At 69.8% G+C, this 26,142-nt stretch carries 23 protein-coding genes and 1 pseudogene; 19 read left to right on the top strand and 5 right to left on the bottom strand.

Features of this window, described 5'->3' with window-relative positions; genetic code table 11:
- The first annotated feature begins 574 nt into the window (after positions 1-574).
- From SAVERM_RS16450 to SAVERM_RS16430, 5 genes are all read left to right on the top strand, one after another.
- Complete coding sequence (locus tag SAVERM_RS16450; RefSeq protein WP_010984606.1) at positions 575-1,609, top strand: ABC transporter permease; 1,035 nt, start codon at positions 575-577, stop codon at positions 1,607-1,609.
- A 119-nt stretch (positions 1,610-1,728) separates the two neighbouring features.
- Positions 1,729-3,537, top strand: a complete 1,809-nt coding sequence (locus tag SAVERM_RS16445; protein WP_037645017.1) for an ABC transporter substrate-binding protein — start codon at positions 1,729-1,731, stop codon at positions 3,535-3,537.
- Between the two features lie 99 nt (positions 3,538-3,636).
- Positions 3,637-4,617, top strand: a complete 981-nt coding sequence (locus SAVERM_RS16440; RefSeq protein WP_010984604.1) for an ABC transporter permease — start codon at positions 3,637-3,639, stop codon at positions 4,615-4,617.
- 9 nt (positions 4,618-4,626) lie between these two features.
- Positions 4,627-5,688, top strand: a complete 1,062-nt coding sequence (locus SAVERM_RS16435; RefSeq protein ID WP_010984603.1) for an ABC transporter ATP-binding protein — start codon at positions 4,627-4,629, stop codon at positions 5,686-5,688.
- 163 nt (positions 5,689-5,851) lie between these two features.
- Positions 5,852-6,976: an ABC transporter ATP-binding protein gene (locus tag SAVERM_RS16430; protein ID WP_037645265.1), complete on the top strand. Its 1,125-nt coding sequence runs from the start codon at positions 5,852-5,854 to the stop codon at positions 6,974-6,976.
- A 24-nt stretch (positions 6,977-7,000) separates the two neighbouring features.
- Here SAVERM_RS16430 and SAVERM_RS16425 read toward each other — a convergent pair whose 3' ends face one another.
- Positions 7,001-7,741 (bottom strand): class I SAM-dependent methyltransferase, encoded by a 741-nt coding sequence (locus tag SAVERM_RS16425; protein ID WP_010984601.1) that lies wholly within the window; start codon positions 7,739-7,741, stop codon positions 7,001-7,003.
- 167 nt (positions 7,742-7,908) lie between these two features.
- Between SAVERM_RS16425 and SAVERM_RS16420 the strand changes: the two genes are divergently transcribed.
- The 3 genes from SAVERM_RS16420 to SAVERM_RS16410 are packed head-to-tail and all read left to right on the top strand — an operon-like array spanning position 7,909 to position 9,351.
- Positions 7,909-8,412, top strand: a complete 504-nt coding sequence (locus SAVERM_RS16420; protein WP_010984600.1) for a DinB family protein — start codon at positions 7,909-7,911, stop codon at positions 8,410-8,412.
- Between the two features lie 4 nt (positions 8,413-8,416).
- The gene (locus SAVERM_RS16415) at positions 8,417-8,824 is read left to right on the top strand and encodes a VOC family protein (RefSeq protein ID WP_010984599.1); all 408 of its coding nucleotides are present in this window, start codon (positions 8,417-8,419) and stop codon (positions 8,822-8,824) included.
- A gap of 5 nt (positions 8,825-8,829) precedes the next feature.
- Positions 8,830-9,351: a GNAT family N-acetyltransferase gene (locus SAVERM_RS16410; RefSeq protein WP_010984598.1), complete on the top strand. Its 522-nt coding sequence runs from the start codon at positions 8,830-8,832 to the stop codon at positions 9,349-9,351.
- A gap of 13 nt (positions 9,352-9,364) precedes the next feature.
- Here SAVERM_RS16410 and SAVERM_RS16405 read toward each other — a convergent pair whose 3' ends face one another.
- On the bottom strand, positions 9,365-9,694 hold the full coding sequence (locus tag SAVERM_RS16405) for a cupin domain-containing protein (RefSeq protein WP_010984597.1): 330 nt from the start codon (positions 9,692-9,694) through the stop codon (positions 9,365-9,367).
- A 70-nt stretch (positions 9,695-9,764) separates the two neighbouring features.
- Here SAVERM_RS16405 and SAVERM_RS16400 point away from each other — a divergent pair, with 70 nt between their 5' ends.
- Positions 9,765-10,784 (top strand): helix-turn-helix domain-containing protein, encoded by a 1,020-nt coding sequence (locus SAVERM_RS16400; RefSeq protein WP_010984596.1) that lies wholly within the window; start codon positions 9,765-9,767, stop codon positions 10,782-10,784.
- Here the strand turns inward: SAVERM_RS16400 and SAVERM_RS16395 are convergent.
- A complete protein-coding gene (locus tag SAVERM_RS16395; protein ID WP_010984595.1) occupies positions 10,712-11,752 on the bottom strand; it encodes a helix-turn-helix domain-containing protein in 1,041 nt (346 codons plus the stop codon). The genes SAVERM_RS16400 and SAVERM_RS16395 overlap by 73 nt on opposite strands.
- A gap of 130 nt (positions 11,753-11,882) precedes the next feature.
- Here SAVERM_RS16395 and SAVERM_RS42740 point away from each other — a divergent pair, with 130 nt between their 5' ends.
- The 10 genes and pseudogenes from SAVERM_RS42740 (at position 11,883) to SAVERM_RS16350 (ending at position 23,785) form a co-directional block, all read left to right on the top strand.
- Positions 11,883-12,053, top strand: coding sequence for a hypothetical protein (locus SAVERM_RS42740; protein ID WP_154696726.1), 171 nt, complete (start codon positions 11,883-11,885; stop codon positions 12,051-12,053).
- A 314-nt stretch (positions 12,054-12,367) separates the two neighbouring features.
- Positions 12,368-13,411, top strand: a complete 1,044-nt coding sequence (locus tag SAVERM_RS16390; RefSeq protein WP_037645021.1) for an iron-containing redox enzyme family protein — start codon at positions 12,368-12,370, stop codon at positions 13,409-13,411.
- Between the two features lie 31 nt (positions 13,412-13,442).
- Positions 13,443-14,138: a 2OG-Fe dioxygenase family protein gene (locus tag SAVERM_RS16385; protein WP_010984592.1), complete on the top strand. Its 696-nt coding sequence runs from the start codon at positions 13,443-13,445 to the stop codon at positions 14,136-14,138.
- Positions 14,139-14,184: 46 nt separating this feature from the next.
- A complete protein-coding gene (gene dapF, locus SAVERM_RS16380; RefSeq protein ID WP_010984591.1) occupies positions 14,185-15,108 on the top strand; it encodes a diaminopimelate epimerase in 924 nt (307 codons plus the stop codon).
- A gap of 34 nt (positions 15,109-15,142) precedes the next feature.
- Entirely contained in the window at positions 15,143-16,246 is a 1,104-nt protein-coding gene (locus SAVERM_RS16375; protein WP_010984590.1) for a pyridoxal phosphate-dependent aminotransferase, read from the top strand.
- A gap of 2 nt (positions 16,247-16,248) precedes the next feature.
- Positions 16,249-19,434, top strand: a complete 3,186-nt coding sequence (locus SAVERM_RS16370) for a non-ribosomal peptide synthetase (RefSeq protein ID WP_037645023.1) — start codon at positions 16,249-16,251, stop codon at positions 19,432-19,434.
- On the top strand, positions 19,427-20,260 hold the full coding sequence (locus SAVERM_RS16365; RefSeq protein ID WP_048894579.1) for a thioesterase domain-containing protein: 834 nt from the start codon (positions 19,427-19,429) through the stop codon (positions 20,258-20,260). Before SAVERM_RS16370 ends, SAVERM_RS16365 begins: the two co-directional genes overlap by 8 nt.
- Before the next feature lie 2 nt (positions 20,261-20,262).
- Positions 20,263-21,612 carry an MFS transporter gene (locus SAVERM_RS16360; protein WP_078234433.1) on the top strand — a complete coding sequence of 450 codons (1,350 nt, stop codon included), beginning with the start codon at positions 20,263-20,265 and terminating at the stop codon, positions 21,610-21,612.
- A gap of 137 nt (positions 21,613-21,749) precedes the next feature.
- Positions 21,750-23,567: pseudogene (locus SAVERM_RS16355) on the top strand (amino acid adenylation domain-containing protein); the annotation flags it as partial.
- A gap of 50 nt (positions 23,568-23,617) precedes the next feature.
- Positions 23,618-23,785 carry an MbtH family protein gene (locus tag SAVERM_RS16350; RefSeq protein ID WP_010984585.1) on the top strand — a complete coding sequence of 56 codons (168 nt, stop codon included), beginning with the start codon at positions 23,618-23,620 and terminating at the stop codon, positions 23,783-23,785.
- Positions 23,786-23,955: 170 nt separating this feature from the next.
- Here SAVERM_RS16350 and SAVERM_RS16345 read toward each other — a convergent pair whose 3' ends face one another.
- Positions 23,956-25,002, bottom strand: coding sequence for an ABC transporter ATP-binding protein (locus SAVERM_RS16345; RefSeq protein WP_010984584.1), 1,047 nt, complete (start codon positions 25,000-25,002; stop codon positions 23,956-23,958).
- Positions 25,003-25,025: 23 nt separating this feature from the next.
- A complete protein-coding gene (locus SAVERM_RS16340) occupies positions 25,026-26,096 on the bottom strand; it encodes an ABC transporter ATP-binding protein (RefSeq protein WP_010984583.1) in 1,071 nt (356 codons plus the stop codon).
- Positions 26,097-26,142: the final 46 nt, after the last annotated feature.

Raw genomic sequence — 26,142 nt, 5'->3', positions numbered from 1 at the left:
GCCCCCGCGATGGGGGCACCCGGGCTTCTGTGTGTCCGTGGTACGCCCGCGCTTCTGAGGGACGGGCGGTACATCTAGCCGTTCCGGACACGTAGCGCAACCGGTTTTCCCGCCGTGGCGTCCGGAATGCGGAGCGTTCCGACCGATAGACATGTAACACGTCCGTTTCGTGGCCTTCTCACGGCGAACGCTTTGTCCGTATTTTGGAAGATGTACGCGTCAGCTGTGATTGAACCGAGACCTAAAGACTGTGGTCGGTATCTACCCCATGTCAGATAGTTAGCCGCAACGCTCGGGTCAATGGGTCATGCGCTGTGGGGACAGCGCCGACTCACGAGCACAGTGGGGTGTTTGGCCCTCCGTCAGGGGTGTCGGAGGTCTGTCACATACCCCTCCTGTCCGTGCACCGGTTGAGTCATGAGGAGGCCGTCAATGCCAACTACGCGTGTTCATCCGCGAGTTCTCGCGTTCCGCGACCGATAGGCATACGTCTTCCCGATCCGCATGGTCCAAGCCGTGGCCGCCCTCGCCTGTGGCGGCCACCGGCTCGGCGTACCCATGAATTGGACGAATCATGACGAGTCCTCTTGAGGTCGAGGGCGGCGGTCCGTCGGTCGTCGCGGACGACGAGAAAGACCCCAAGAAGGGGTCGGGGGCCGCGCAGTTGGTGGGCCGATCGCCTGGCCGGCTGATGTGGATCCGCTACAAACGCGACCGTGCCGGAGTGATCTCCGCCTACGTCGTCGGCTTCTTCTTCCTCCTCGGCCTGCTCTCCCCGCTGATCTCCAAGCTGTACGGCAAGAACCCGTACACCGTGTACGCGGACGAGCGCCCGGAGCTGTTCGACAGTGCCGGCGTGCCGGTGCAGCCCAACGGCGGTATCAGCGGCGAGTTCTGGTTCGGGCTCGAACCCGGCAACGGCTACGACGTCTTCACCAAGCTGATCTACGGCATCCGCACCTCGCTGATGATCTCCATCGCGGTGACGATCACGGTCGTGCTCACCGGCATCCTGCTCGGGGTCGCGGCGGGTTACCTCGGCGGCAAAGCAGACTTCTTCATCAGCCGGGTGATCGACTTCCTGCTGGCCTTCCCGTCGCAGCTGTTCTTCATCGCGAGCATGCCGGTGGTGGTCTCCCTCTTCGTGAGCCCGCGCGACGAGACACCGACGTATGTGCGGGTCGTCGCCCTCATCGCGGTCCAGTGGTTCCTGGGCTGGATGAGCCTCGCCCGTATCCTGCGCGGCACGAGTCTGTCCCTGCGGGAGCGCGAGTTCATCGAGGCGGCCCGGGTCAGCGGGGCGTCCCCCTGGCGCATCATCCGCAAGGAGATCCTGCCCAACGTGGTGACACCGCTCCTGGTGCAGTCCACGTATCTGCTCCCGAACTTCGTCACGATCGAGGCCGGCCTGTCCTTCCTCGGCGTCGGCATCGTCGAACCGACGCCCGACTGGGGTCAGATGTTCGCCAAGGCGTCGACCGAGCTCGTGCTCCAGAACGACATCACCTACATGTTCTTCCCCGGCGTCTCGATGATCATCTTCGTCGTCGCGTTCAACCTGCTCGGGGACTCGGTCAGGGATGCCTTCGATCCCAAGACGGCGCGCTGACCGCCAGGTCGCGGGCCTTCGCCCTGACTTCAGGACCGCACTTCAATCGCATGTCAACCGCACTTCGTCGTAAGCACTTTCTTCGCACTGGTGACACACAGATGGGTGGAAACTGAGTGATGAGTAGGGGCGGACGCCACGCATATGCCGCAATCTCAGTGCTCGCGGCCGGAGCTCTCGTGCTCACCGGTTGCAGCAAGGGCGGCAGCGACAGCGGCAACAACGACAAGAAGGACAAGGAGAACGCCCAGCGGCAGCAGGCGTCGATCAAGTTCGGCGACGCGAAGGACTCCACGGGTCCCGCGGCCGCCGTACCGGGCGCCAAGACCGGCGGCACGATGGAGGTCCTGCAACGTGACAGCTACGCCCACCTCGACCCGGCCCAGATCTACGTCTCCGACGAGGGCTCCGTCGCCACGCTGCTCCACCGCGGCCTGACCGGCTACAAGGCCACCAGCAACGACGGCAGCAAGCACGAGGTGGTCGGCGACCTCGCCACCGACTCCGGTACGACCACGGACGGCGGCAAGACCTGGAAGTACACGCTCAAGGACGGCATCAAGTTCCAGGACGGCACGGCGATCACCTCCAAGGACGTCCGCCATTCCGTCGAACGCCTCTTCGCGCCCTTCATCAACCAGGGGCCGCCCTACCTCCAGCAGTGGCTCGCCGACACCCCGGGTGCCGACTACCGCAAGCTGCTCAAGGACGGCCCGTACAAGGGCAAGCACCTGCCGGACAGTGTCCTGGAGACACCGGACGCGAAGACCGTCGTCTTCCACTTCAAGACGGCGCACCCCGACCTGCCGTACGCCCTCGCCATGGCGGGCTACGCGGTCGTGTCCCAGAAGGGCGACACCAAGGAGAAGTACGACAGGGCGCCCGTGGCGGCCGGCCCGTACAAGATCCAGTCGTTCAAGTCCGGCAAGTCGATGGTGCTGGTGAAGAACACCAGCTGGGACCCGAAGACGGACCCGATCCGCCACCAGTACGTGGACCGGTTCAACTTCACGTTCAACCAGCAGTACGAGACGTCCACCAAGACGCTCCTCGCCGACAGCGGCGCCGACCAGGCCGGCGTCAGCTTCAACAACCAGGTCGACGCGGGCAACCTCTCCAAGGTCCTCAGCGACCCGAAGATGAAGTCCCGTACGGTCGGCGGCTTCCAGCCCTACGTCGGCCAGATGAACATCAACATGAGCCACCCGGCCCTCAAGGACAAGAAGATCCGCGAGGCCATCGCCTACGCCCTGCCGATCACACCGTTCGTCCGGGCCTACGGCGGCACCGACGCGATGCAGGTCGCCGGCGGTCTGATCAGCCCGACCGTGAGCGGCTACGACGCCTCCTTCGACCCGTTCGGCAAGATCAAGAAACCGGCGGGTGACCCGGTCAAGGCCAAGGCGCTGCTGAAGGAGGCCGGCAAGGTCGGCATGAAGCTGACCTTCGGCTACATCAACACGCCCGAGGGCCAGCAGTACTCCACCGCCATGGCGGCCGGCCTGAAGAAGGCCGGCTTCAACGTCCAGCGCCAGGAGATCCCGGCCGAGACGTACTACGACCAGGTCAGCAAGCTCGACAACAACTACGACATCTTCCACACCGCGTGGGGTGCCGACTGGCCGTCCGCCTCGACCGTGATCCCGCCGGTGTTCGACGGCCGCGCGATCGCCGACGGTGCGCAGAACTACTCGCAGGTCAACGACCCCCACGTCAACAGCGAGATCGACCGCGTCAACAAGATCACCGACCCGGTGAAGTCCGCGGCCGGGTGGGAGAAGATCGACCAGTACCTGGTCAAGGAAGTAGTGAACGTCGTCCCGACCGCCTACTACAAGCAGATCCAGATCGCCGGCTCGAAGGTCGGCGGCCTGGCCTACGACGACGTGATCGGCGGCATCGACCCGCGACGCCTGTTCGTCAAGTAACCGCCGCCCCACCGGAGCCCGGTGCGCCCGCCTGCTCAGCGACGCGGGCGGCGCACCGGGCCCCGCCGGGCCCGCTGACGTCTGAGAGCTGCCCCTGCCATGCTGCGCTTCCTCATTCGCCGGACACTCGGCGCCGGCGTCATCCTCTTTCTGCTGAGCATCGTCGCGTTCCTGCTGTTCTTCGGAATGCCGCGTGATCCCGGACTGCTGATGTGCGGGAAGACGTGCACGCCGGCGAACCTCGCGAACATCCACCATGTGCTCGGCCTCGACAAGTCGATCCCCGAGCAGTACTGGATCTTCCTGCACAACCTCGTGCTGGGCAGCGAGGAATTCACCCAGGGCCCTTGCCCCGCCCCGTGCTTCGGCTACTCGTACCACACCAACGAGGAGGTCTGGGGCACCCTGATGGACCGCCTGCCGACCACCGTCTCCCTGACGCTGGGCGCGTGCGTCTTCTTCCTGCTCATCGGCCTCGGCACCGGACTGCTCGCCGCCTGGAAGCGCGGCACGCTGATCGACAAGACCGTCACGGCCGGGTCGATGGTGCTCAGTTCGATGCAGATCTACTTCCTGGGCCCGCTGGCGCTGGCCGCTCTCGTGTACCAGACCCACCTCTTCGACAAGCCCGCCTACCACGAGTTCACCGCGAACCCGGTCACCTGGTTCACCGGACTGATCATCCCGTGGGTCGTGCTGTCGACCATCTTCGCCGCGCAGTACACACGTATGGCGCGCTCGTCGATGATCGAGCAGCTCCAGGAGGAGCACGTACGCACCGCCCGCGCCAAGGGCATGTCGCGCAAGTACGTCTTCTTCCGCTACGCCTGGCGCGGTTCGCTGATCCCCATCGTCACCATCTTCGGCATCGACCTCGGCTCCCTGCTGGGCGGCGCGATCATCACCGAGTACACCTTCGGTCTGCCGGGTCTCGGCCAACTGGCGGTGCAGTCGGTGTTCTTCAGCGATCTGCCGCTGCTGCTCGGGGTGATGCTGTTCTCCGCCGCCATGATCCTGCTGTTCAACATCATCGTGGATGCCTGCTACGCCTTCATCGACCCGCGCGTGCGGCTGTCCTAGGAGCACTCCGTGACCACTGTGACCAAGGAATCGGGCGTTCCCTCCCCGTCGGACGCGGGCGCCTTCCTCTCGGTGCGTGACCTGCACGTCCGCTTCAAGACGGAGGACGGGGTCGTCAAGGCCGTCGACGGCCTCTCCTTCGACCTCGAACGCGGGCAGACCCTCGGCATCGTGGGGGAGTCGGGCTCCGGCAAGTCGGTGACCAACCTGACCATCCTCGGACTGCACAACCCGATGTTCACCGAGATCGACGGCGAGATCGTGCTGGAGGGACAGGAGCTGATCACCGCCCGCGAGTCCGAGCTGGAGAAGCTGCGCGGCAACAAGGTCGCGATGATCTTCCAGGACCCGCTGACCGCCCTGTCCCCGTACTACACCGTGGGCCGGCAGATCGCCGAACCGTTCATGAAACACACTGGGGCCTCCAGGAAGACGGCCTGGGACCGTGCGGTGGAGATGCTCGGCAAGGTCGGCATTCCCCGGCCCAAGGACCGGGCGAAGGACTATCCGCACCAGTTCTCCGGCGGTATGCGGCAGCGCGCGATGATCGCGATGGCCCTGGTCTGCGACCCCGATCTGCTGATCGCGGACGAGCCGACGACCGCCCTCGACGTGACCGTGCAGGCCCAGATCCTCGACCTGCTCAAGGACCTCCAGCAGGAGTTCGGCTCGGCGATCATCTTCATCACCCACGACCTCGGCGTCATCGCCGACATGGCCGACGACATCATGGTGATGTACGCGGGCGGCGCCGTCGAACGGGGAACGGTCGAGGAGGTGCTGCGCTCGCCCCAGCACCCCTACACCTGGGGCCTGCTGAACTCGATGCCGCGGATCGACTCGGACCTCGCCGCACCCCTCGCGCCGATTCCGGGGGCACCGCCCTCGCTGCTGAACCCGCCGTCGGGCTGCCGTTTCCACCCCCGGTGCACCTTCCGGGGCGAGGTCGGCGGGACGCGTTGCGTGGACGAACTCCCGCTGCTGCCACCCGGGCGGGGCGGGGCCTGCCACCTCACGGCGGAGCAGAAGCGGACCATCTTCATCGAGCAGATCAAACCCCGGCTGCGGTAGGGAGAGACACGTCATGACGGAAGACGTCATCAAGGGCGACGTCGGGAGGGACGGCGTCGAGAAGGTCGACGTCGTGAAGGGCGGGGCCACGAAGGGTGACGCCGCGAAGGGCGCAGCCGCGAAAGGTGACGCCGTGAAGGCCGACGCCGTGAAGGCCGACGCCGTGCAGGGCGACCTCACCCTGCCCGCCCCGCGCGAGGGCGCCGCCGACGACCCGGGGGAGCCGTTGCTCGTGGTGGAAGGCCTCGTCAAGCACTTCCCGGTCAAGGGCGGCTTCCCGATCCGGCGGACCGTCGGCGCCGTGCAGGCCGTGGACGGCATCGACCTGACCGTGAACGTCGGCGAGAGCTTCGGCCTGGTCGGCGAGTCCGGCTGCGGCAAGTCGACGACCGGCCGGCTGATCACGCGCCTGCTGGAGCCGACGAGCGGCAGGATCACGTACCGCGGCCAGGACATCAGCCACGCCAGCCGCAAGCAGCTCGCGCCGATCCGGTCCGAGATCCAGATGATCTTCCAGGACCCGTACTCCTCGCTGAACCCCCGGCAGACCGTCGGCAAGATCATCGCGGGTCCGATGGAGATCAACGGGATCCGGCCGAGCGGCGGCCGGGAGAAGCGGGTCCGTGAGCTGCTGGAGATCGTCGGTCTCAACCCCGAGCACTACAACCGCTTCCCGCACGAGTTCTCCGGCGGCCAGCGCCAGCGCATCGGTGTGGCCCGGGCGCTGGCCCTGGAGCCGAAGCTGATCGTCGCCGACGAGCCGGTCTCCGCGCTCGACGTGTCGATCCAGGCCCAGGTGGTCAACCTCCTCCAGCAGGTGCAGAAGGACCTGGGGATCGCGTTCCTGTTCATCGCCCACGACCTGGCCGTCGTACGGCACTTCTCGCAGCGCGTCGCCGTGATGTACCTCGGCAAGGTGATCGAGGTCGGCGACCGCGACTCGATCTACGCGCGCCCCCGCCACCCCTATACGCACGCGCTGCTCTCCGCGGTCCCCGAGGTCGACCTGGACGGCGGCGGCGAGACGCGGCGCGAACGGATCCGGCTGGCCGGCGATGTGCCGTCCCCCATCTCCCCGCCGTCCGGCTGCCGTTTCCGCACGCGCTGCTGGAAGGCGCAGGACAAGTGCGCGGCCGAGGAGCCGCCGCTGGTCCGGATCTCCGGCAACCGCGACGGCCACCTGACGGCCTGCCACTTCCCGGAGGACCCGACGACCGGCGCCCGCGAGGAGGACATCGTGCTCGACCCGGCCCTGGTGGCACTGGAGGAGGGCGGCGCGGAGGGCTGAGGGGAGGGCTGAGGGGAGTCGCGGCTAGGGGGCGATTTCGGCCACGGTGATGATCTCCGCGCTGGTGGGGGTGAGCGGTGCCCGCCCCCAGTCGCCGTACTGCTCGGCGACCGTCAGGCCGGCTTCCGCCAGGAAGCGGGTGAGCGCGTCGGGTGCGAGGAAGCGCAGGGTGCTCCGGCTGACCCGGGGGTGCTCCCAGGCGGGGCTGGTGAAGGTCTCGGTGAAGGTCACGCGATCGCCGGTGACGGGCGGTTCGACCTCGTGCCGGACGCGTACGGCACCGCCGTCGACCCGCGGGACCTCACGCACCCGGTCCGGGGTCCACGACTCCCAGGCACGGGCAGCCGGGTTCCGGGTCTCGAAGACGAACCGGCCGCCGTCCGCGAGGGCTTCGCGCACGCCGGCCAGACAGGTCCTCAATTCCGTGTCCCCGACCAGCACTTGAAACGCATGCCCGGTCATCACGACCAGGTCGAAGGCGCCCTGCCACCGCTGCGAGCGGAGGTCGCCGAGCACCCACTCGACGTCGGGGCGGCGCCGGCGGGCCTGGACGAGCATGGCCGCGGCGGGGTCGAGCCCGCACAGGCGTCCTGGATGCCCCGCGCCGCGGGCCCGCCCGAGCAGGGCGCCGGTGCCGCAGCCGACGTCCAGCACGCTCTGCGCGGACATCACAAGTCCCAGGTAGAAGTCCTCACTCGGGCCCCAGGGGTTGAGGGCGTCGTACAGTCCGGCGAGGGTGGTGTCGGAGAACGAGCGGTCGGCCATCCGGGGCAGTCTGCCAGGTCCGCGGTGGGGTTGTGGGGCCTCCGGAGCGAACTTTGTGGATCTTTGTGGTACGCGGGAGCGAGGGGCGGGGGCGGACGGGAACCGCACCACGGTCCAGTCACTTATTCGTTCGACAAGCGTGCGGAGGTCCGGGATGCTCCCATGCGATGACACGAACCGATACGCCTCCCGCCTGGGACGAGCGCACGCAGCTGGCCACCTTCCTCGACTACGTACGTGCCACCGCCCGGGCCAAGTGCGAGGGCGTCTCGCCCGAGGACGCCGTCAAGGCACCGTTGCCCGGCTCCCCGCTGATGACGCTGAGCGGAGTGGTCAACCACCTCCGCTGGGTGGAGTACTGGTGGTTCCAGGTGGTGTTCCTGGGCGAGGAGGACGAGGGTCCCTGGACGGACGAGGACCCCGACCGCGAGATGCGCATCGCCGTGGACATGCCGCCGGCGGACGTCCTGGCCGAGTACGAGGAACAGTGCGCCCGCTACCGGGAGCTGGTCGCGGAGCATGACCTGGACGCCACCGCCAAGCGCCCCATCCGCGACGGCCGCCATGTCGACCTGCGCTGGGTGATCCTGCACCTCATCGAGGAAACGGCCCGCCACAACGGCCACCTGGACATCATCCGCGAGCTGGTCGACGGCGAGACGGGAGCCTGAATCCATGGGCGAGACGAGCCGGTTGACGCCGGTCATCCACAACATCACCTTCGACTGCACCGGCGACCCGTACGACGTCGGGCTCTTCTGGAGCGCCCTGCTCGGCCGGCCGCTGGACGACGACGACAAGCCCGGTGACCCGGCGGCGCTGATCCGCGACCCCGACGGCGGCCCGAGCCTGCTCTTCCTGCGCGTCCCGGAGGGCAAGTCGGTGAAGAACCGGATCCACTTCGATCTCCGGCCCCGCGGATGCACCCGGGACGAAGAGGTCGAGCGGGCCCTCGGGCTCGGGGCACGGAAGGTCGCCGACCACACCCGTCCCGACGGCACCGGCTGGGTCCTCCTGGCCGACCCCGAGGGCAACGAGTTCTGCGTGGAACGCGGGGACGCCGAACGCGCGGAGAAGGACTGACCGGCATGGCCACACCGCCCGGCTCGCCCGACCCGCACGGGCCGGGCGGCTCTTCGCACCGGCTGCGCCTGGAGAAGGTGACCCCGGACAACATCGACGCGGCGATCGCCCTGAAGGTCGGGCCCGGCCAGGAGCGGTTCGTGTCCCCGGTGGTGAAGTCGCTCGCCGAGGCGTACGTGCACCCCGCGACGGCCTGGCCCCGGCTCGTTTACGACGGTGACGAACTCGTCGGGTTCGTGATGGCCTTCTTCGACATCCGCTTCAACCCCGACGACCCGGACGACCGCCCCCGGTCCGGCCTCTGGCGCCTCAACATCGGGCACGGCCGGCAGGGGCGCGGGTACGGCCGCTTCGCCGTGGACGCCGTCCGCGCGGAGATCCGCCGCCGCGGCGGGTCCCGGGTCACCGTCACCTGGGCGGAGGGCGAGGGCGGCCCCGAGCCGTTCTATCTCCGCCTCGGCTTCCGGCGAACCGGGGAGATCAGCGGGGACCAGGTCGTGGGCGAGCTGGACCTGGCCGGGGCCTGAGACAGCCGGGCCGTCATGCCCCCGGCAGGTCCGTCCAGCCCAGGATCGTGGCGCCGATGTCGCTGCGGGGGCGATGGCTGCTGCCCGGGGCGAACACGACGTAGCTGCCGGGGCCGTGGCGTTCCTCGCCCTCGATGACCTCCCCGTTCAGGACGTAGTAGCGCTCCTCGGAGGCGTGGACGTCGACTTCCGGCCACTCGGTCCCGGGGGCGAAGTCGATCAGCCAGCCGCGGGCGTTGTCGGTCTTCGGCAGCGGACGGCGCACGATCCCGGGCGTCACTTCCTCCGGCGGCACCTCGGCGACCTGGACGGCGTACTTCCCGGTGTCGGTGATGTTGCTCATGCTGCCAATCTCCCGCAGGCGGATCCCCCGCTCAAGAGTCAGGAAAGACATCAGGGGGTACATTCATGCCATGAACCGGCACCGGGTGACGGCCCTGCTGAACCCACCGCAGTCACCCTTCGAACTGGCCTGCGCCGCCGAGGTCTTCGGCACGGTCCGCCCGCAGCTCCCGGCCCACTACGACTTCCGGGTCTGCGCCGACCACCCGGGGCCGCTGCCGACCACCGTCGGCTACGCGATGCTCGTCGAGGACGGCCTCGACGCGCTGGACGAGGCGGACACCGTCGTCGTACCGGGCTGGCAGCCGCCCGGCACTCCCGCGCCCGCCCGCGTCCTCGCGGCGCTGCGGGCCGCGCACCGGCGCGGCGCCAGAATCATCTCCATCTGCACGGGCGCGTTCGTCCTCGCCCAGGCGGGGCTGCTCGACGGCCGCGCCGCCACCACCCACTGGCGCCGCACGGGCCAACTCGCGGCCGCCTTCCCCGAGGTGCGGGTCGAGGCGGACGTGCTCTACGTCGACCACGGCGACGTGGCGACCAGCGCCGGCATCGGCGCCGGGATCGACCTGTGCCTGCACCTCGTACGCTCCGACCACGGCGCCGCGTACGCCACCGAGGTGGCCCGCAGCATGGTCCTGCCACCGCACCGCGAGGGCAGTCAGCTCCAGTACGCCGTGCGGCCCGCCCCGGCCCGCACGGACGAGTCGCTGGCACCGCTGCTGGAGTGGGCCACCGCCCACCTCGACGGCCGGCTGACCCTGGACCGGCTCGCCGAGCGCGCCGGGCTGTCGAGCCGGACGCTCGCCCGGCGCTTCGCCGAGCAGCTCGGCACCAGCCCCGGACAGTGGCTGCTGGGCCGACGCATCGACGCGGCACGCGTGTTGCTGGAGCAGACCGACCTGCCGGTGGAGACCGTCGCCACCCGGGTCGGCCTCGCCTCCGCCGTCAACCTGCGCCGCCGCTTTCGTACGGCCGTCGGCACCACACCCGGCGCGTACCGGCAGATATTCGGCGGGGCTCAGCCCGAGGGAGGAGCCGGCGGGGCAGGGGGAGAGGGCTCGTCGAGCATTCCGGAGCGGGCTATCAGATAGCCGAGCTGTCCCCGGCTGCGGCTGCCGAGCCGGCCGGAGAGCGTGCTGATCCGCTTGGCCACCGTCCGCACCCCGATGCCGAGCCGCTGACTGATGGACTCGTCGGTGTGACCGTCGACGAGCAGTTGGGCGATCCGCACCAGAATGGCGTCCTCGCGGGCCCGCTTCGGCAGCGGATCGGCCGGGCTGATGGGTTCCGCCCCCTCCCAGGCCCGCTCGAAACCGGCCCGCAGATAGCGGATCAGTGCGGGGTGCCGGATCTCCAGGGCCTCGTTGGCGCGCTCGTCGTTGGTGGGGATGTACGCCACGGTGTCGTCGCAGATGATGAGCCGCTCGAAGATCTCGGTCACTGTCCGGATCTCGGCACCGGCCGCCACCACCTGACGGCTGTAGTCCATCGTGAGCTGGTGCTTGCGGATCGAGTGCTGGTAGAGCGTGCGCTGCCGGACGCCGCGGGCCAGCAGGGACATGTTCAACTCCATCGTCTCGGCCAGAAGTTCGGGCGGACGACTGCCACCTGGCTGTACCGTGATGATCTCCCGCTCGCTGGCGCGGGCGGAACTCGTCACCGAGGCGCTGATCGCGGCGCCGCCGACCAGCAGAGTCAGCGGGACCGCCTCCTTGCTGCGGACCTCCGAGTGCACCGCGTCGAAGGCCGCCATGGCGGACCGGATGTCGTTGATCTTCTTGCGCAGCTTCAGCCGCTCTTCTTCCAGCGGTGCGACCAGCGCGTCCACCGCGGCGCTCGGGGACACCGGGACGCACACGTCCGACGCCTCGGACACGGGGTGCAGCAGATGCAGACGGAGCAGCGCCTGAGACGTCTCCTCCCGCGGGCGCCTGCCCTGCGTGAGGGACTCCCGGTACTGGAGCAGATCGAAACCGCTGACGTCGGGGAGCTCGAAGTCGCCGGGGCGCGCGGCCCGGCCGAGGTCGTGATGTTCGTCTTGTTCGTCGTATTCAGTCATCTTTTGGGTCCTGCAGGATCTTGCACTGCGTAGTCGTGCCGCTCCGATCCGGTTCCTGTTGCGCACCGGAAAAGGCATGCTTTTCCCGAGCGGCGGGAAGATCCCCGACCGTTATGGGGAGGGAACTAGCGTGCACGACAAGATTTCCATTCGTTCTTTGCGAGCGCTGGTGTGCGGAGTCGCCGCCGGTGTGCTGACCGTCACGGTCCTGGGGTCCTGTCACATCACCGACGGCGCGCACTCGCAGACGAACGTCCAGGCGGACCTCGCCTGGGGTGTGGTCGCACGCCACGCGAACTAGCACCACCGCCCATGTCCGGCCGGGCGCGGCAGTAGTCCCGGAGTCCCGCACGCGCTGCGGGGCTCGACCTGCCGCGCCTCCCGTGATGCGGCCATTCAGCGAAGGCGCCGGTCGGGCGCCTCGACTCACAGGGGTGTGTCCACACCCTTTCTCCGGCTGGCCCGGCGGTCTGTCAGCCAGGTGCCGTTCGACTCTGTTGAGCGTCACCTGCTTCGCCGCGCCTCCGTTCGTATCGGTTTCGTGCACTTCAGGCACACCGTAGATCAATCAACGCGCGTCCACTAAGCCATGGGCGCGTTTCAGAAGGGGCCCCCATGCAGACTCTCAACGAGTCCACCTCCGTTCAGCAGCCGAAGACTTACGCGCAGATCGTCGACGAGGTGTCTTCCTGGCTGCCCAGGAATCCGGCCGAACTTGACAAGGCTGTAACAGGAGCGGAGCGCGACGCGATCCTCGACGCGATCCGTTCCCTCAACGACGACGCGCGGCTCGGCGACTCCGAGGCGTTCTATGCGCAGCAGCGTCTCCTCGCCCGCATCTACGGGCTGCACACCCTGATACCCGAGGGCCCCTCCGCCGAGGGGTCCGTCCTGCTGCACACGATCACCCGCCTGCTCGAAGAGGCCACCATCGAGGCCGAGGACGGCTACATCGAGCCCGGCCTGATCGACCAGGCGCCCGCCGAGCCCGCCGCCTACCTCTCCTGGCTGAAGAAGCTGGCCCGCGAACACCGCGTCTACAAGCACCCCTACTACCGGGAGTTCATCCGCGACGAGGCGACCTCCGCCGACCTGCGCACCTATGTGATGCAGGAGTCGGTCGTCGACGGGCGGTTCGACGACCTGCTGGCGATGATGCAGGTCGGCACCAGCGGCGCCGCGAAGATGGAGATCGCCCAGAACTTCTGGGACGAGATGGGCAACGGCAAGCCGGAAGAGGTGCACACCCACCTCTTCAACAAGATCTTCGAGGTCTTCGAGATCCCGGCCGACGAGCTGGAGCGCTCGCTGACCGCCAACGCGCTGCTCTCCGGCAACCTGGCCGTCCTGCTGTGCCGTTACCGGCAGTACTACCCGGAGGCCGTCGGCTTCCTCGGCATGACGGAATGGCTGGTTCCCGACCGCTTCGTGCAGGTCGTGCACGCCTGGGAGCGTCTCGGCCTGCCGGACATCGGCATCGTCTACCACCGGCTGCACATCACGGTCGACTCCCAGCACGCCGCCGGCTGGTTCCACAACGTGGTCATCCCCGCGGCCGAGTCGGAGCACATGCGGCGCGCCATCGCCCGCGGCACCCTGTGGCGGCTCAACTCCTCCGCCCGCTACCTCGACGAGCGCATGCCCGCCGTCGCCGTCTGACCCACGTCACACGATCCAGAAGGAGTCCGTCATGCCGCTCAACGAGCAGAAATTCGCTTTGATCGAGCTGCCGGAGGTCTCTCAGGAGCTCCTCGACAGCTACGAGGACCTGCCGGTCGACGAGTACATGGGCAACGGCACCCGCTTCAAGCGGTTCTCCCAGTACCGGCTGCGCCCCGAGGGCACCGAGGGCTGGACCTTCGAGCTGCTGGCCCACCGCGACTACACCACCTTCACCAAGTTCAACAAGGTCGGTGGCGGCATCCGCCGCGTCTACCAGCCCATCAAGGCCGACTTCGTGCCGTTGATCTCGCACGGCATCGAGGAGCTGGGTCTCGACCGGTCCGAGGACTGGCAGATCAACGTCCACCAGAACCGGACCCGGGCCGACGGCGACTACGCGGGCCCGCTCACCCCGGAGGGCGTGCACCACGACGGACACGAGTTCGTCATGATCGCCGTCCTGAACAAGAACAACGTGGCCGGCGCGCAGACCCGGCTGTGGGAGCCGGGCGCCGACGCCCCGTTCTGGACCGGCACGCTGGAGCCCGGCCACGCGGTGCTCCTCGACGACCGCGGCCTCGCCCACGACGTCACCGACGTGGAGTCGGCCGACGGCGGCCCCGCCAACCGCGACATCGTCATCATCGCGTTCTCCCGCTGGGCCGAGAAGTGGTACGGCGAGGAGCACGACGAGGCCGCGCTGGCCGACGGCGCCGAGAGCTGACGCGGACCTCGGCAGACAACAGCAGGAACAGGAGCCGGCACAGAGCATGGGCGAACATTCGACGTCCTCGACGGTCGTGACACCCGCGTCGACGCCTTCGGCGTCCTCGCCGCCCGCGGAGTTCGAGGAGTCCGCGGAGTTCTTCACCTACCACGCGCTCGGCAACGACTACGTGGTCGTCGACCCGCGCGGCAGCGACTTCACGCCCGGCCCCGCGGCCGTGCGGCTGCTGTGCGACCGGCACTTCGGGGTCGGCGCGGACGGAGTGCTGTTCGGACCGCTCGGGGCACCGGAAGCCGGTGAACCGGTGCGCCTGAGGATGTTCAACTCCGACGGCACCGAGTGCGAGAAGAGCGGCAACGGACTGCGGATGTTCGCTCTGCATCTGGCCGAAACCTACGGCGAGCCGTGGAGCGGGGACGAGGAGTTCCCGCTCCGCACGGCCGCCGGTGACGTACCGGTACGCATCCTCGACCTCGCCTCGGGGACCGTCCAGGTCGGCATGGGCCGGCCCGAGTTCGGGGCGACGGGCGAGAGCCTCGACGTCGGCGGGCGCCGCCTCGCGGTCACCTCCGTGCACAACGGGAACCCGCACGCGGTCGTCCCGCTGGCGGAGATCTCCGCCGGCCTCGCCCGCGAACTGGGGCCCCTGATCGCCGGACACACCCGCTTCCCGGGACGCACGAACGTGCAGTTCCTGGCGATCGTGGACCGCCGGACGATCGCCATCGAGGTCTACGAACGCGGCGCCGGCTACACCCTCGCCTCCGGCAGCAGCGCCTGCGCCGCCGCCGCGGCCGCGCACGCCCTCGGCCTGACCGGCCCGGACGTGGAAGTACGCATGCCCGGCGGCCGGATCGACGTCTCGATCGCGGCGGACGGCTCCGTCTCCATGACCGGCACCGCCGAGCGGATCAGCAGCGGCCGCTTCTCACCCGTCTTCCGGAACAAGCTGGAGACCGCACGATGACCGCGACCGTCCCGACCCACCCGGGGACCGCCCGATGACCACTGCGACGACCGTCTCCACGTACCCCATGCGCCGCTGGGTGTTCGACGACGCCGCCGGGCGCTACGACATCGACCTCGGCGACAGCAACCTGCCCTGCGGCACTCTCGACGAACTGACCCCCCTCGGCGGCCTCGAACTCGACTACGGGCACAACCGCGGCATACCCAGGCTGCGCGCCCTGGTCGCGGACCTCTACGGCACCGACGACGACCACGTCCTGATCACCCACGGCGCCCAGCAGGCGCTCTACCTCGTTTACAACGCGCTGCTGCGCCCCGGCGACCAGGTCATCACCTTCCGGCCCGGCTGGCAGCAGTCCTGGGACATGCCGGCCGAACTGGGCTGCCGGGTCGACATCCTCGACCACCGCCCGGACCTCACCGTCGACGTCGAGGCCGCGGCCGCCGTCGCGGGCCCCGACCTGCGGCTGATCGTCGTCAACACCCCCTGCAACCCGACCGGTCAGCGCGTCTCCGACGCCGACCTGGCCGCGCTGCACACCCTGGCCGCCCGCACGGGCGCGTACCTCCTGCTCGACGAGGACTACGCGCTGGAGCTGAAGGACTCGGCCGCCACCCGCCTCGAGCGGACGATCTCCGTGTCGAGCCTCTCCAAGGTCTACGGCTTTCCCGGCCTGCGCATCGGCTGGCTGTACGGGCCGCCCGAGCTCGTCGTGGCCTGCACGGAGCGCAAGTTCCTCTCCAACATAGGCAATTCCGTGCTGTGCGAGACACTCGCGTGCGACGTGCTGGAGCGCCGCGACCACTACACCGAGCGGTACCGCACGCTGACCGGGGAAGGCCTCGCCGTGGTCCGCGCCTGGGCCGCGCGCAACACCGACGCGGTCCGGCTCACCGAACCGCGGGGCACCCCCTTCGCCTGGTTCCGGCTGCTCACCGGCGAGGCGCCGCTCGACCTGTGCCGCCGGGTGCTGGACACCGGAGTTCTGCTCATGCCGGGCGAGACGCTCGGCGGCCCCGACGGATTCCGCCTGTGCTTCGCACGGGACCCCCATCTCATCTCCGAAGGCCTGCGACGGCTCGACCCCGTCCTGCGGCCCCAGGCCGTGCGCAACATGACAAGTGGAGCAGTGTGACCATGAGCCAGCCCAACGAAGAAGCGACCCGGGCCAGCAGGCCGACCGACGAGACCCGCACCCCGCTCTCCTTCGCACAGGAGCAGCTGTGGTTCCTCGACCAGCTCAGCCCCGGCGAGATCACCTACAACGTGCCCGTGGCGTACCGGCTGCGCGGCACCCTCGACGTCGGGGCCCTGCACCGGGCGCTGACCTCCCTGGTCACCCGTAACACGGCGCTGCGCACGACCTTCCGCTCCGCCGAGGGCACCCCGTACGGCGTCGTCGCGCCCGCGGGCGAGGTCGACCTGGAGATCGTCGACCTGGCGGACGCCGACCTGGACGCAACTCTGCGCGCCCGCAGCGAGGCCCCCTTCGACCTGGCGGCCGGGCCGCTGTACCGCTTCTCGCTGCTGCGGCTGTCCGCCGAGGACCACGTCCTGGTGCTGGTCTTCCACCACATCAACACCGACGGCTGGTCGTCGGCCCTGATCAACCGCGAGATCTCCGGCGCCTACAACGCCTTCGTCCAGGGCACGCAGCCCGCGCTCCCCGAGCTGGAGGCGACGTACGAGGACCACGTCCGGGCCCAGCGCGAGCAGCACGGGGGCGACTCCTGGGAGCAGCAGCTGAAGTTCTGGAAGGGGAAGCTCGCCGGGCTGCCGGTGGTGGAGATGCCCGCCGACCGCGCGCGTCCGGCCACCCCGACCCAGAACGGCGAGACCCTCACCTTCGACTTCCCCGCCGAACTGCTCCACGGGGCGCGGGCGCTCGCGCAGCAGGAGGGCGCCTCCCTGTTCATGGTGCTGACGACCGCCCTGAACGTCGTGGTCGGCCGCTACACCGGCCAGGAGGACATCCCGCTCGGCATCCCCATGCTCGGCCGCACGGAGCCCGAACTCGAGGACGTCGTCGGCCTGTTCATCAACATGCTGGTGCTGCGCACCGATCTGTCCGGCGACCCCACCTTCGCCGAGCTGATCGAGCGGGTCGCGGACGCCAACATGGACGTGTACGACAACCAGGACGTGCCGTTCGACCAGATCGTCAGCCATGTCCAGCCGGCCCGTGAGGCGGGCCGCAACCCGCTGTTCCAGATCGGCACCCAGCTGCTCGGCAGCGGCACCGGGGGTTCCGACCTGGGCCTGACCGGGCTCACCGACGAACAGCTGGACGTCGCCGTCCCGCGCTCCCGCTACGACCTGTCGCTGACGTTCCTGGAGAGCGCGGACCGGCTGCGGTTCGTCGCCGAGTACACCACCGACCTGTTCGACGGCATCCGCATCGAGGCGATGGCCCGGCACATCCAGAACGTGCTGGCCGCCGCGGTCGAGGACGCCGAGCAGCCGATCTCCAAGCTGGCGATGCTCGGCGAGGACGAGCGCCGGCTGCTGCTGGAGGCGGGCCGCGGCCCGGACTTCGACTTCAGCCACGACCCGGTGCACACCACCGTCCTCCAGGTCGCCGAGCGCACCCCCCACGCCGTCGCCGCGGTCTGCCGCGGGGTGGAGATGACGTACGGCGAACTGGCGCGCCGCTCCGGCAAGCTCGCCCGCCATCTGCGGGCCCGCGGGATACGCCCCGGACAGGTCGTCGGCATCGTCATGGACCGCGACCTGGACGCCCTGGTGGCCATGCTGGGCGTCATGCGGGCCGGCGGCGCCTACGCGGTCATGGACCCCTCGCACCCGGCCGCCCGTATCGACTACATGCTCCAGGACACCGCGGCCCCGGTCGTCATCACCCGCGCCGATGTGGCGGGCGGGCTCCCGACGAGCGAGGACCGGAAGGTCGTGCTCATCGACGCGGACTGGGCGGCCATCGAGGCCGAGTCCGACACCGAGCCGCTCGAAGAGCTCGCGGACCGCGAGACCCTCGCCTACGTCCTCTACACCTCGGGCTCCACCGGCCGCCCCAAGGGCGTGATGATCGAGCACCGCAGCCTGCGCGTGTTCATCGAGGCGTACCGGCACACGTTCGGCGAATTCACCCCCGAGGACCGGCTGCTCCAGCAGCCGTCGCTGATCTTCGACATGTCGCAGGGCGAGATCTACACCGCGCTGATCACCGGCGCCACGCTGGTCCTCGTCTCGCCCGAGGACGCCTCGTCGCCCGAGGCGCTCGGCACCCTCATCCGCGAGCAGCGCGTCACCTATGTCGGTCTCTCGCCGACCCTGCTCTCGCTGCTCGACGGCGGACCGTACCCGCACCTGAAATACATCATGGGCGGCGCCGAGGTCCTGCCGGCCGAGCTGGTCAACAAGTGGAACATCCCCGGCCGCAAGTTCGTGAACCTGTACGGCCCGACCGAGGCGGCCATCGCCTGCACCGAGTACCTCTGCGAGCACATCGAGTGGCGCTCCGCCCCGCCGATCGGCCGCCCCGAGTACGGGCGTCTGCACTACGTGGTCGACCGGCACGGCAACCTCGCCCCGGTCGGTGTCCCCGGTGAGCTGCTCATCGGCGGCGAGGACGGCCTGGCCCGCGGCTATCTCAACCTGCCCGAGCTGACCGACGAGAAGTTCGTGCCCAACCCTTTCGAGCCCACCGGCCGGGTCTACCGCACCGGCGACCTCGTCCGCTGGACCCCGGACTACCAGGTCGACTTCATCGGCCGCATCGACAACCAGGTCAAGCTGCGCGGCCTGCGCATCGAGCTCGGCGAGATCGAGTCCGCGCTGGTCGCCCACCCGCAGATCCGCATGGCCCTGGTGCTGCTCAAGGCGGACCCGCAGGGCGAGAAGCAGCTCGTCGGCTACTACACGGTGCTCGGCGACCAGGCCCCGACCCTCGCCGAACTCCGCCGCCACCTCGGCGAGTCGATGCCCGAGTACATGGTGCCGACCGCCTGGGTGAAGCTGGACGAGTTCCCGCTCACGCTCGCCAAGAAGATCGACCGGCACGCGCTGCCCGAGCCGTCGTACGGCGCCGACGGTACGGAAGGCCGGGCCTACGTCGCCCCCGCCACGCCCACCGAGGAGCGGGTCGCCGAGGCCTTCGCCACGGTCCTGAAGGCCGATCAGATCAGCGCGGACGCCAGCTTCTTCGAACTCGGCGGCAACTCGCTCCAGGCGATGCGGGCGGTCAGCCGGATCAACAAGGCCTTCGGCGTGAAGATCAACGTCCGGATGCTCTACGGCGGCGCCACCGTGGGCGGCGTGGCCGAGGCCATCGACGAACTGCTCGCCGCCAAGGCCGGCCGTGACTGACTCGACCACCCTGGTGCCGCTCCGCGAGGACGGCACCCACCCGCCGCTGTACTGCGTGCACCCGGTCTCCGGTTCGGGCTACGTGTACGCGGGGCTCGCCGAACTCCTCGGCCCTCAGCAGCCGTCGTACGGCTTCGAGGCGCCGGGGTTCGACGACGGCGGGGCGCCCCTCAACTCGATCGAGGCGCTCGCGGAACGGCACCTGGCGTCCCTGCGGTCGGCCCGGCCGCGGGGACCGTACCTGCTGCTCGGCTGGTCGCTCGGCGGTGTGGTCGCCTACCACATGGCCCAGCGGCTCGTGGAGGCCGGCGAGGAGGTGCCGCTGCTCGTCCTCATCGACGCGACGGTGCCCCAGCCGTTCCCGCTGCCGCCGGAGAAGGCGCTGCTGCACGCCTTCCTGCGGGACCTCGTGACGGCGATGGGGGAGCCGCCGGAGGCGCTGGACGCGCTGCTGACGCCCTACCCCGACGACGTCACCCCCGAGGCGGTGTGGACGGCTGTCACCGCGGCCGGGGACGAGGTGCTTCCCGAGGAGTTCGACGAGGAGTTCCTCCAGGAGCGCTACGACGTGTTCCGCGCCCACGCCGAGGCGCTGTACGCGTACGAGCACCGGGGCCCGTACGCGGGCCGGGTGCTCTTCCTCAAGGCGGCCGACTCCCTGGACGCGCGCACGCGCTGGGAGACGCTCGCCCCCCGCGTCGAGCGGCACACGATCACGGGCGACCACGACTCGATCTGGGCCGGCGAGGCGTTCGCTACGCTCGCCGGCCTGGTGCGGCAGGGCCTCGCGCAGGCCCGGTCCGCTCTCGCCCCGGCGGAGGGATAGGCATGGCGATACCCGAGGACACGACGACGCAGGCGCCGGATCCGGAGCCCGCGGACGCGGTGGAGGACACGGCGGCGGCGGGCTCGGCGGCCCCCCGCCGCCGCGGTGGCGGGCTGTGGCGCAACCGGGACTTCCTGGTCTTCTGGACCGGGGAGACCCTCTCCCTGTACGGCACCCAGGTGACCACCCTCGCGCTGCCGCTCGCCGCCGTGCTGGTCTTCGACGCCAGCGCCGAGGAACTCGGTGTGCTGCGCTTCCTCCAGCTCGTGCCGTTCCTCGGGCTCGCCATGCTCTTCGGCGTCTGGGTGGACCGGGTCCGCAAGCGCCCGGTGATGATCGGTGCCAACGCGGCCCGCATGGTGCTGATCGGCCTGGTCCCGGCGCTCTCCGCGGCCGACGTGCTCAACCTGCCGCTCCTGTACGCCGTCGCGTTCGGCATCGGCGTCGCCCAGGTGCTGTTCGACGTGAGCTGGATGTCGTACGTGCCGGTGCTGGTGAAGGACCGACGCCACCTCGTGGAGGCCAACACCAAGCTCAGCACCACCTCGTCCTCGGCCGACGTGGCCGGGCCGGGTGTCGCGGGCGTGCTGGTGAACGCGCTGACCGCGCCGACGGCCATGGCGGTCAACGCCGTCACCTACCTGCTGTCGATCGTCTCGCTGCTGGCCATCAGGACCCCGGAGCCCCGGCCCGCGAAGCCGGAGCGGCGGCGCAGCATCCGGGCCGATCTCGTCGAGGGCCTGCGCTTCGTGTTCGGCAGCCGGCTGCTGCGGGCCATCGCCCTCGTCGGCTGCGCCTGCAACTTCTTCAGCGTGATGATCCTGTCGCTGTTCCTGCTCTACGCCGTGCGCGGGCAGCATCTGTCGGCGGCGACGATCGGCCTGGTCCTCGGCGTCGGAGCGGTCGGCGGACTGGCCGGCTCGGCACTGTCGGGCACGGTGATCCGCCGGGTGAGCGTCGGCAAGGCCTACCTGGTCTCGGTCTCCGGGATCTTCGTCGCCCCGCTGCTGATCCCGGCCGCGGGCGGCTCCAAGCTGATGGTGACGGGCGTCTTCATCGCCTCGTTCCTGGTCTTCTACGCCTCGCTCAGCGTCGCCAACGTGGTGATCGTCAGCCTGCGGCAGACCATCACGCCGGACCCGCTGATGGCCCGGATGACCGCGGCGATGCGCACGCTGATGCACGGCGGCGGCGCGCTCGGCGGTCCGGTCGGTGGTCTGCTGGCCGGTGCGCTCGGACTGCACGAGGCCCTGTGGCTGGCCGCCGTGCTCTCCGCCGTGATGCTGGTCCCGATCGCACTCTCCCCGGTCAGCCGCCTCCACGAGATGCCGGCCCCGGCACCCGTTCCGTAAATCCGCACCACCCCAACAGCGCCCGTACGCAAGGTCATTGCGCCGATCGAGCCGGGTCGAAGGAGGCATGGAAAGACATGAGCCCTGACGTGGACGAGATCGCCGCATGGAACGGCGTGAGCCCGCACGTGGACGAGATCGCCGCATGGAACGACACCGCGCGGGAGCTGCCCGGCGGTGGCGACACCCTGCCCGAGCTGTTCCGTACGCAGGTGTCCCGGACCCCTGACGCCACCGCCCTGGTCTTCCGGGACACCCGCCTCAGCTACACCGAGCTGGACGAGCGCTCGGACCGCCTGGCCCGGCTGCTGGCCGGGCACGGGGCCGCCCCGGACCGGGTCGTGGCCCTGACCGTGCCGCGCTCGGTGGAACTCGTCGTCGCGCTGCTCGCCGTACTCAAGACGGGCGCCGCCTACCTCCCGGTGGACCCGGACTACCCGGCGGACCGCATCGGCTACCTCCTCGCCGACGCCGCCCCGGTCCTGCTGCTCACCCACTCCGACGTGGAGGCGACGCTGCCGCCGGGCGCACGGCCCGAGGGGCTGCCCCGTCTGGTCGTCGACGCACAGGAAGAGCCGCTGGAGCGCGCCCCCTTCGCGCCCGCCCGTCCGCCCGCCGCGCAGGACGCCGCGTACGTCATCTACACCTCCGGCTCCACCGGGCGGCCCAAGGGCGTGGTCGTCCCGCACGCCGGCATAGTCAACCGGCTGCACTGGATGCAGCACGAGTACCGGCTGACCGGCGACGACCGCGTCCTGCAGAAGACGCCCTCGGGCTTCGACGTCTCGGTGTGGGAGTTCTTCTGGCCGCTGATCACCGGCGCCACCCTGGTCGTCGCCGAACCCGGCGGGCACAAGGACCCCGCCTACCTGGCCGAGCTGATCCGGGGCGAGCGGATCACCACCGTGCACTTCGTCCCGTCGATGCTCCAGGTGTTCCTGGACGAGCCGGCCGCGGCGCTCTGCACCGGCCTGCGCCGGGTGGTGTGCAGCGGTGAGGCGCTGCCGGTCGAACTCGCCGACCGCTTCACGGCGTCGCTGCCCGGCGTGCCCCTGCACAACCTGTACGGCCCGACCGAGGCATCGGTCGACGTCACGTACTGGGAGTACACCCCCGAGCCCGGCGCCACCTCGGTGCCGATCGGCCGGCCCGTGTGGAACACCCGCCTGTACGTCCTGGACGCGGCGCTGCGCCCGGCCGCGGTGGGGGAGACCGGCGAGCTGTATCTGGCCGGGGTGCAGCTGGCGCTCGGCTATCTGAACCGCCCCGGCCTGACGGCGGAACGCTTCGTCGCCGACCCGTACGGGCCGCCGGGCAGCCGTATGTACCGCACCGGGGACCTGGCCCGCCGCCGCCCGGACGGCGCGCTGGACTACGTGGGACGCGCGGACCACCAGGTCAAGATCCGGGGCCTGCGCGTCGAACTGGGCGAGATCGAGGCGGCCCTGGCCCGGCATCCGGCGGTCTCCGGGGCGGCGGTGCTGGTCCGGGAGGACCGGCCGGGCGACAAGCGGCTGGTGGGCTATGTGGTCCCGGCGCCGGGCGGCACGGTCGACCCGGCCGAGCTGCGCACGCTCGCCGCCACCACGCTCCCCGACTACATGGTGCCGTCGACGGTGGTCGTGCTGGAAAGCCTGCCGCTCACCCCGAACGGCAAGCTGGACCGCAAGGCGCTGCCCGCTCCGCCCGACGCCGCCGCCGCTCCCGCCCGGGTCGCCCCGCGCACCCCGCAGGAGGCCCTGCTGTGCGACCTGTTCGCCGAGGTGCTGGGCCTGTCCGAAACGCAGGTCGGGGTCGAGGACAGCTTCCTCGAACTGGGCGGCCATTCGCTCTCCGCGATCCGGCTGGTCAGCCGCATCAGGGCGGCCTTCGACACGGATCTGAAGGTCCGCCAGGTCTTCAAGACCCCCACCGTGGCGGCCCTGGCCGCGTGCCTCGCGTCGGCGGGGCGCTGACGCGTACGACGCGTACGACGACGCGAACGACGCGAACGAAAGGACAGAACATGGACACGAACCCCTTCGAGGACGACACCGCCTCGTACGTGGTCCTGGTCAACAACGAGGCCCAGCGCTCCCTGTGGCCGTCGTCCCTGCCCGTACCGGCCGGCTGGACCGTGTCCTTCGGGCCGAACACCCGCCGGACGGTTGTGGCCCACATCGAAGGCGACTGAGGCGGACGCGAGGCCGCGAAGGCGGCCGGGTGACGCCACAAGGCGAAGGCCCGTGTGCCCCAAAGGGGTACACGGGCCTTCTGTTTCCCCAGGAACCGGACGTTCGGGCTCGGGTCAATGGGCCGGTGAAAGTCGGGTTCCGTCGGCGGCGGTCGACGGTTAGGGGTGTGTCAGACCGCTGCCTTGGGGTCCTTGGAGAGACGGGGAGCCGGGACGGTCTCCTTGGTCTCCGGGTAGTGGCACGCCGTCAGGTGGCCGGCGTTGTTGCCCTCGACCTGGACCAGCGGCGGCGCCTCCGAGGCGCACTTGTCCGTGGCCTTCCAGCACCGCGTACGGAAGCGGCAGCCGGACGGCGGGTTGATGGGGGACGGCACGTCACCGGTGAGCCGGATGCGCTCGCGGGCCTCGCCGTCCTCCACCGTGGCCTCGGGGACCGCGGAGAGCAGGGCGCGGGTGTAGGGGTGGCGCGGGTTCTCGTACAGGTCCGCACGGTCGGCGATCTCCACGATCTTGCCGAGGTACATCACCGCGACGCGCTGCGAGAAGTGACGCACGATCGCGAGGTCGTGGGCGATGAAGACGAACGCGATGCCCAGGTCCTTCTGAAGGTCCTGGAGGAGGTTGACCACCTGGGCCTGGATCGACACGTCGAGCGCGGAGACCGGCTCGTCGGCCACGATCAGCTTCGGTTCGAGGGCCAGCGCCCTGGCCACACCGATGCGCTGGCGCTGGCCGCCGGAGAACTCGTGCGGGAAGCGGTTGTAGTGCTCGGGGTTGAGGCCGACGATCTCCAGCAGCTCACGGACCCGCTTCTCCCGGCCGCCGCTCGGCTGGATCCCGTTGATCTCCATCGGACCCGCGATGATCTTGCCGACCGTGTGTCGCGGGTTCAGGGACGCGTACGGGTCCTGGAAGATCATCTGGATCTCGGAACGGACCGGCGCCAGCTTCTTGCGGTCCGCGTGCGTGATGTCCTGCCCGCGGTACGAGATCTTGCCGCTCGTCGGCTCCAGCAGGCGCGTGATCAGCCGGCCCGTCGTCGACTTGCCGCAGCCGGACTCGCCGACCAGGCCGAGGCTCTCGCCCTCGGCGACCTGGAAGTCCAGTCCGTCGACGGCCTGCACGGCGCCGACGGTCCGCCGGATCGGGAAGCCGCCCTTGATCGGGAAGTGCTTGGTCAGCCCGGAGACGTCCAGGAGGGGGGTGGTGGTGCTCATGGTGGTGGAATCCCGTCTTTGCGTCAGTTGGCCGGGCTGGCGGCCAGGTCGGCGAAGAACGCGCGGCGCTGGTCGGCGGTCAGATGGCAGGCGGCCCCGCGACCGTCCGTGATCTCCAGCGGCGGGCGCTCGGAGGAGCAGCGCCCGTCCTCGACCTTCTCGGCGAAGCTGCACCGGGGGTGGAACCGGCAGCCGGACGGCGGGTTCAGCAGCGAGGGCGGCGAACCCGGGATCGGCGTCAGCGGTACGTCGACCGGTCCCTCCAGGCTCGGCATCGAACCGAGCAGACCCCACGTGTACGGGTGCTGCGGCGTACGCAGCACCTCCTTCTTCGTCCCGCGCTCCACGCACCGGCCGCCGTACATCACCAGCACGTCGTCCGCGATGTCGGCGATGACACCCAGGTCGTGCGTGATGAAGATGATCGCCGTGCCGAACTCCTTCTGGAGGTCCTTGAGCAGGTCCATGATCTGGGCCTGCACGGTGACGTCCAGAGCCGTCGTCGGCTCGTCCGCGATCAGCAGCTCGGGGTCGCAGACCAGGGCCATCGCGATCATCGCGCGCTGCCGCATACCGCCCGAGAACTGGTGCGGGTAGTCGTCCACGCGCACGTCGGGCTGCGGGATGCCGACCCGGGTCAGCATCTCGATGGCCCGCGCCCGGGCCGCCGCCTTGGAGCAGCCGGTGTGCTTGCGGTACGTCTCGCCGATCTGCTTGCCGATGGTGTGGTACGGCGACAGGGAGGTCAGCGCGTCCTGGAAGATCATCGCCATCTTGTTGCCGCGCAGCTTCTCCAGAGTCTTCTCCGAAGCGCCGTTCAGCTCCTCGCCGTCGAGGGTGATGGAGCCCTCGACGGCGGTGCTGTCCGGGTTGTGCAGGCCCAGGATGGTCAGGTTGGTGACCGACTTGCCGGACCCCGACTCACCCACGATGCCCAGCGTCTTGCCGCGCTCGAGGTCGAAGGAGAGGCCGTCGACGGCCTTGACGGTGCCGTCCTCGGTCGAGAAGTGCACCTTCAGGTCCTGCACGGACAGGAAGGGTCCGGTGGCCTGAGGGTTCCGCTCGCCGGCGGGCTTGGTAGCGGTGCTCTTCACGAGTGCGCTCCTGGATGGTGTTGCGTGGGAGGTCGGTTGGGGGCAG

The sequence above is a fragment of the Streptomyces avermitilis MA-4680 = NBRC 14893 genome (genome assembly GCF_000009765.2).
In the GTDB taxonomy this organism is placed as follows: Bacteria; Actinomycetota; Actinomycetes; order Streptomycetales; family Streptomycetaceae; genus Streptomyces; species Streptomyces avermitilis.
Note: the sequence above shows the minus strand (reverse complement) of the source record. Positions and strands in the feature narration are given on the sequence as shown.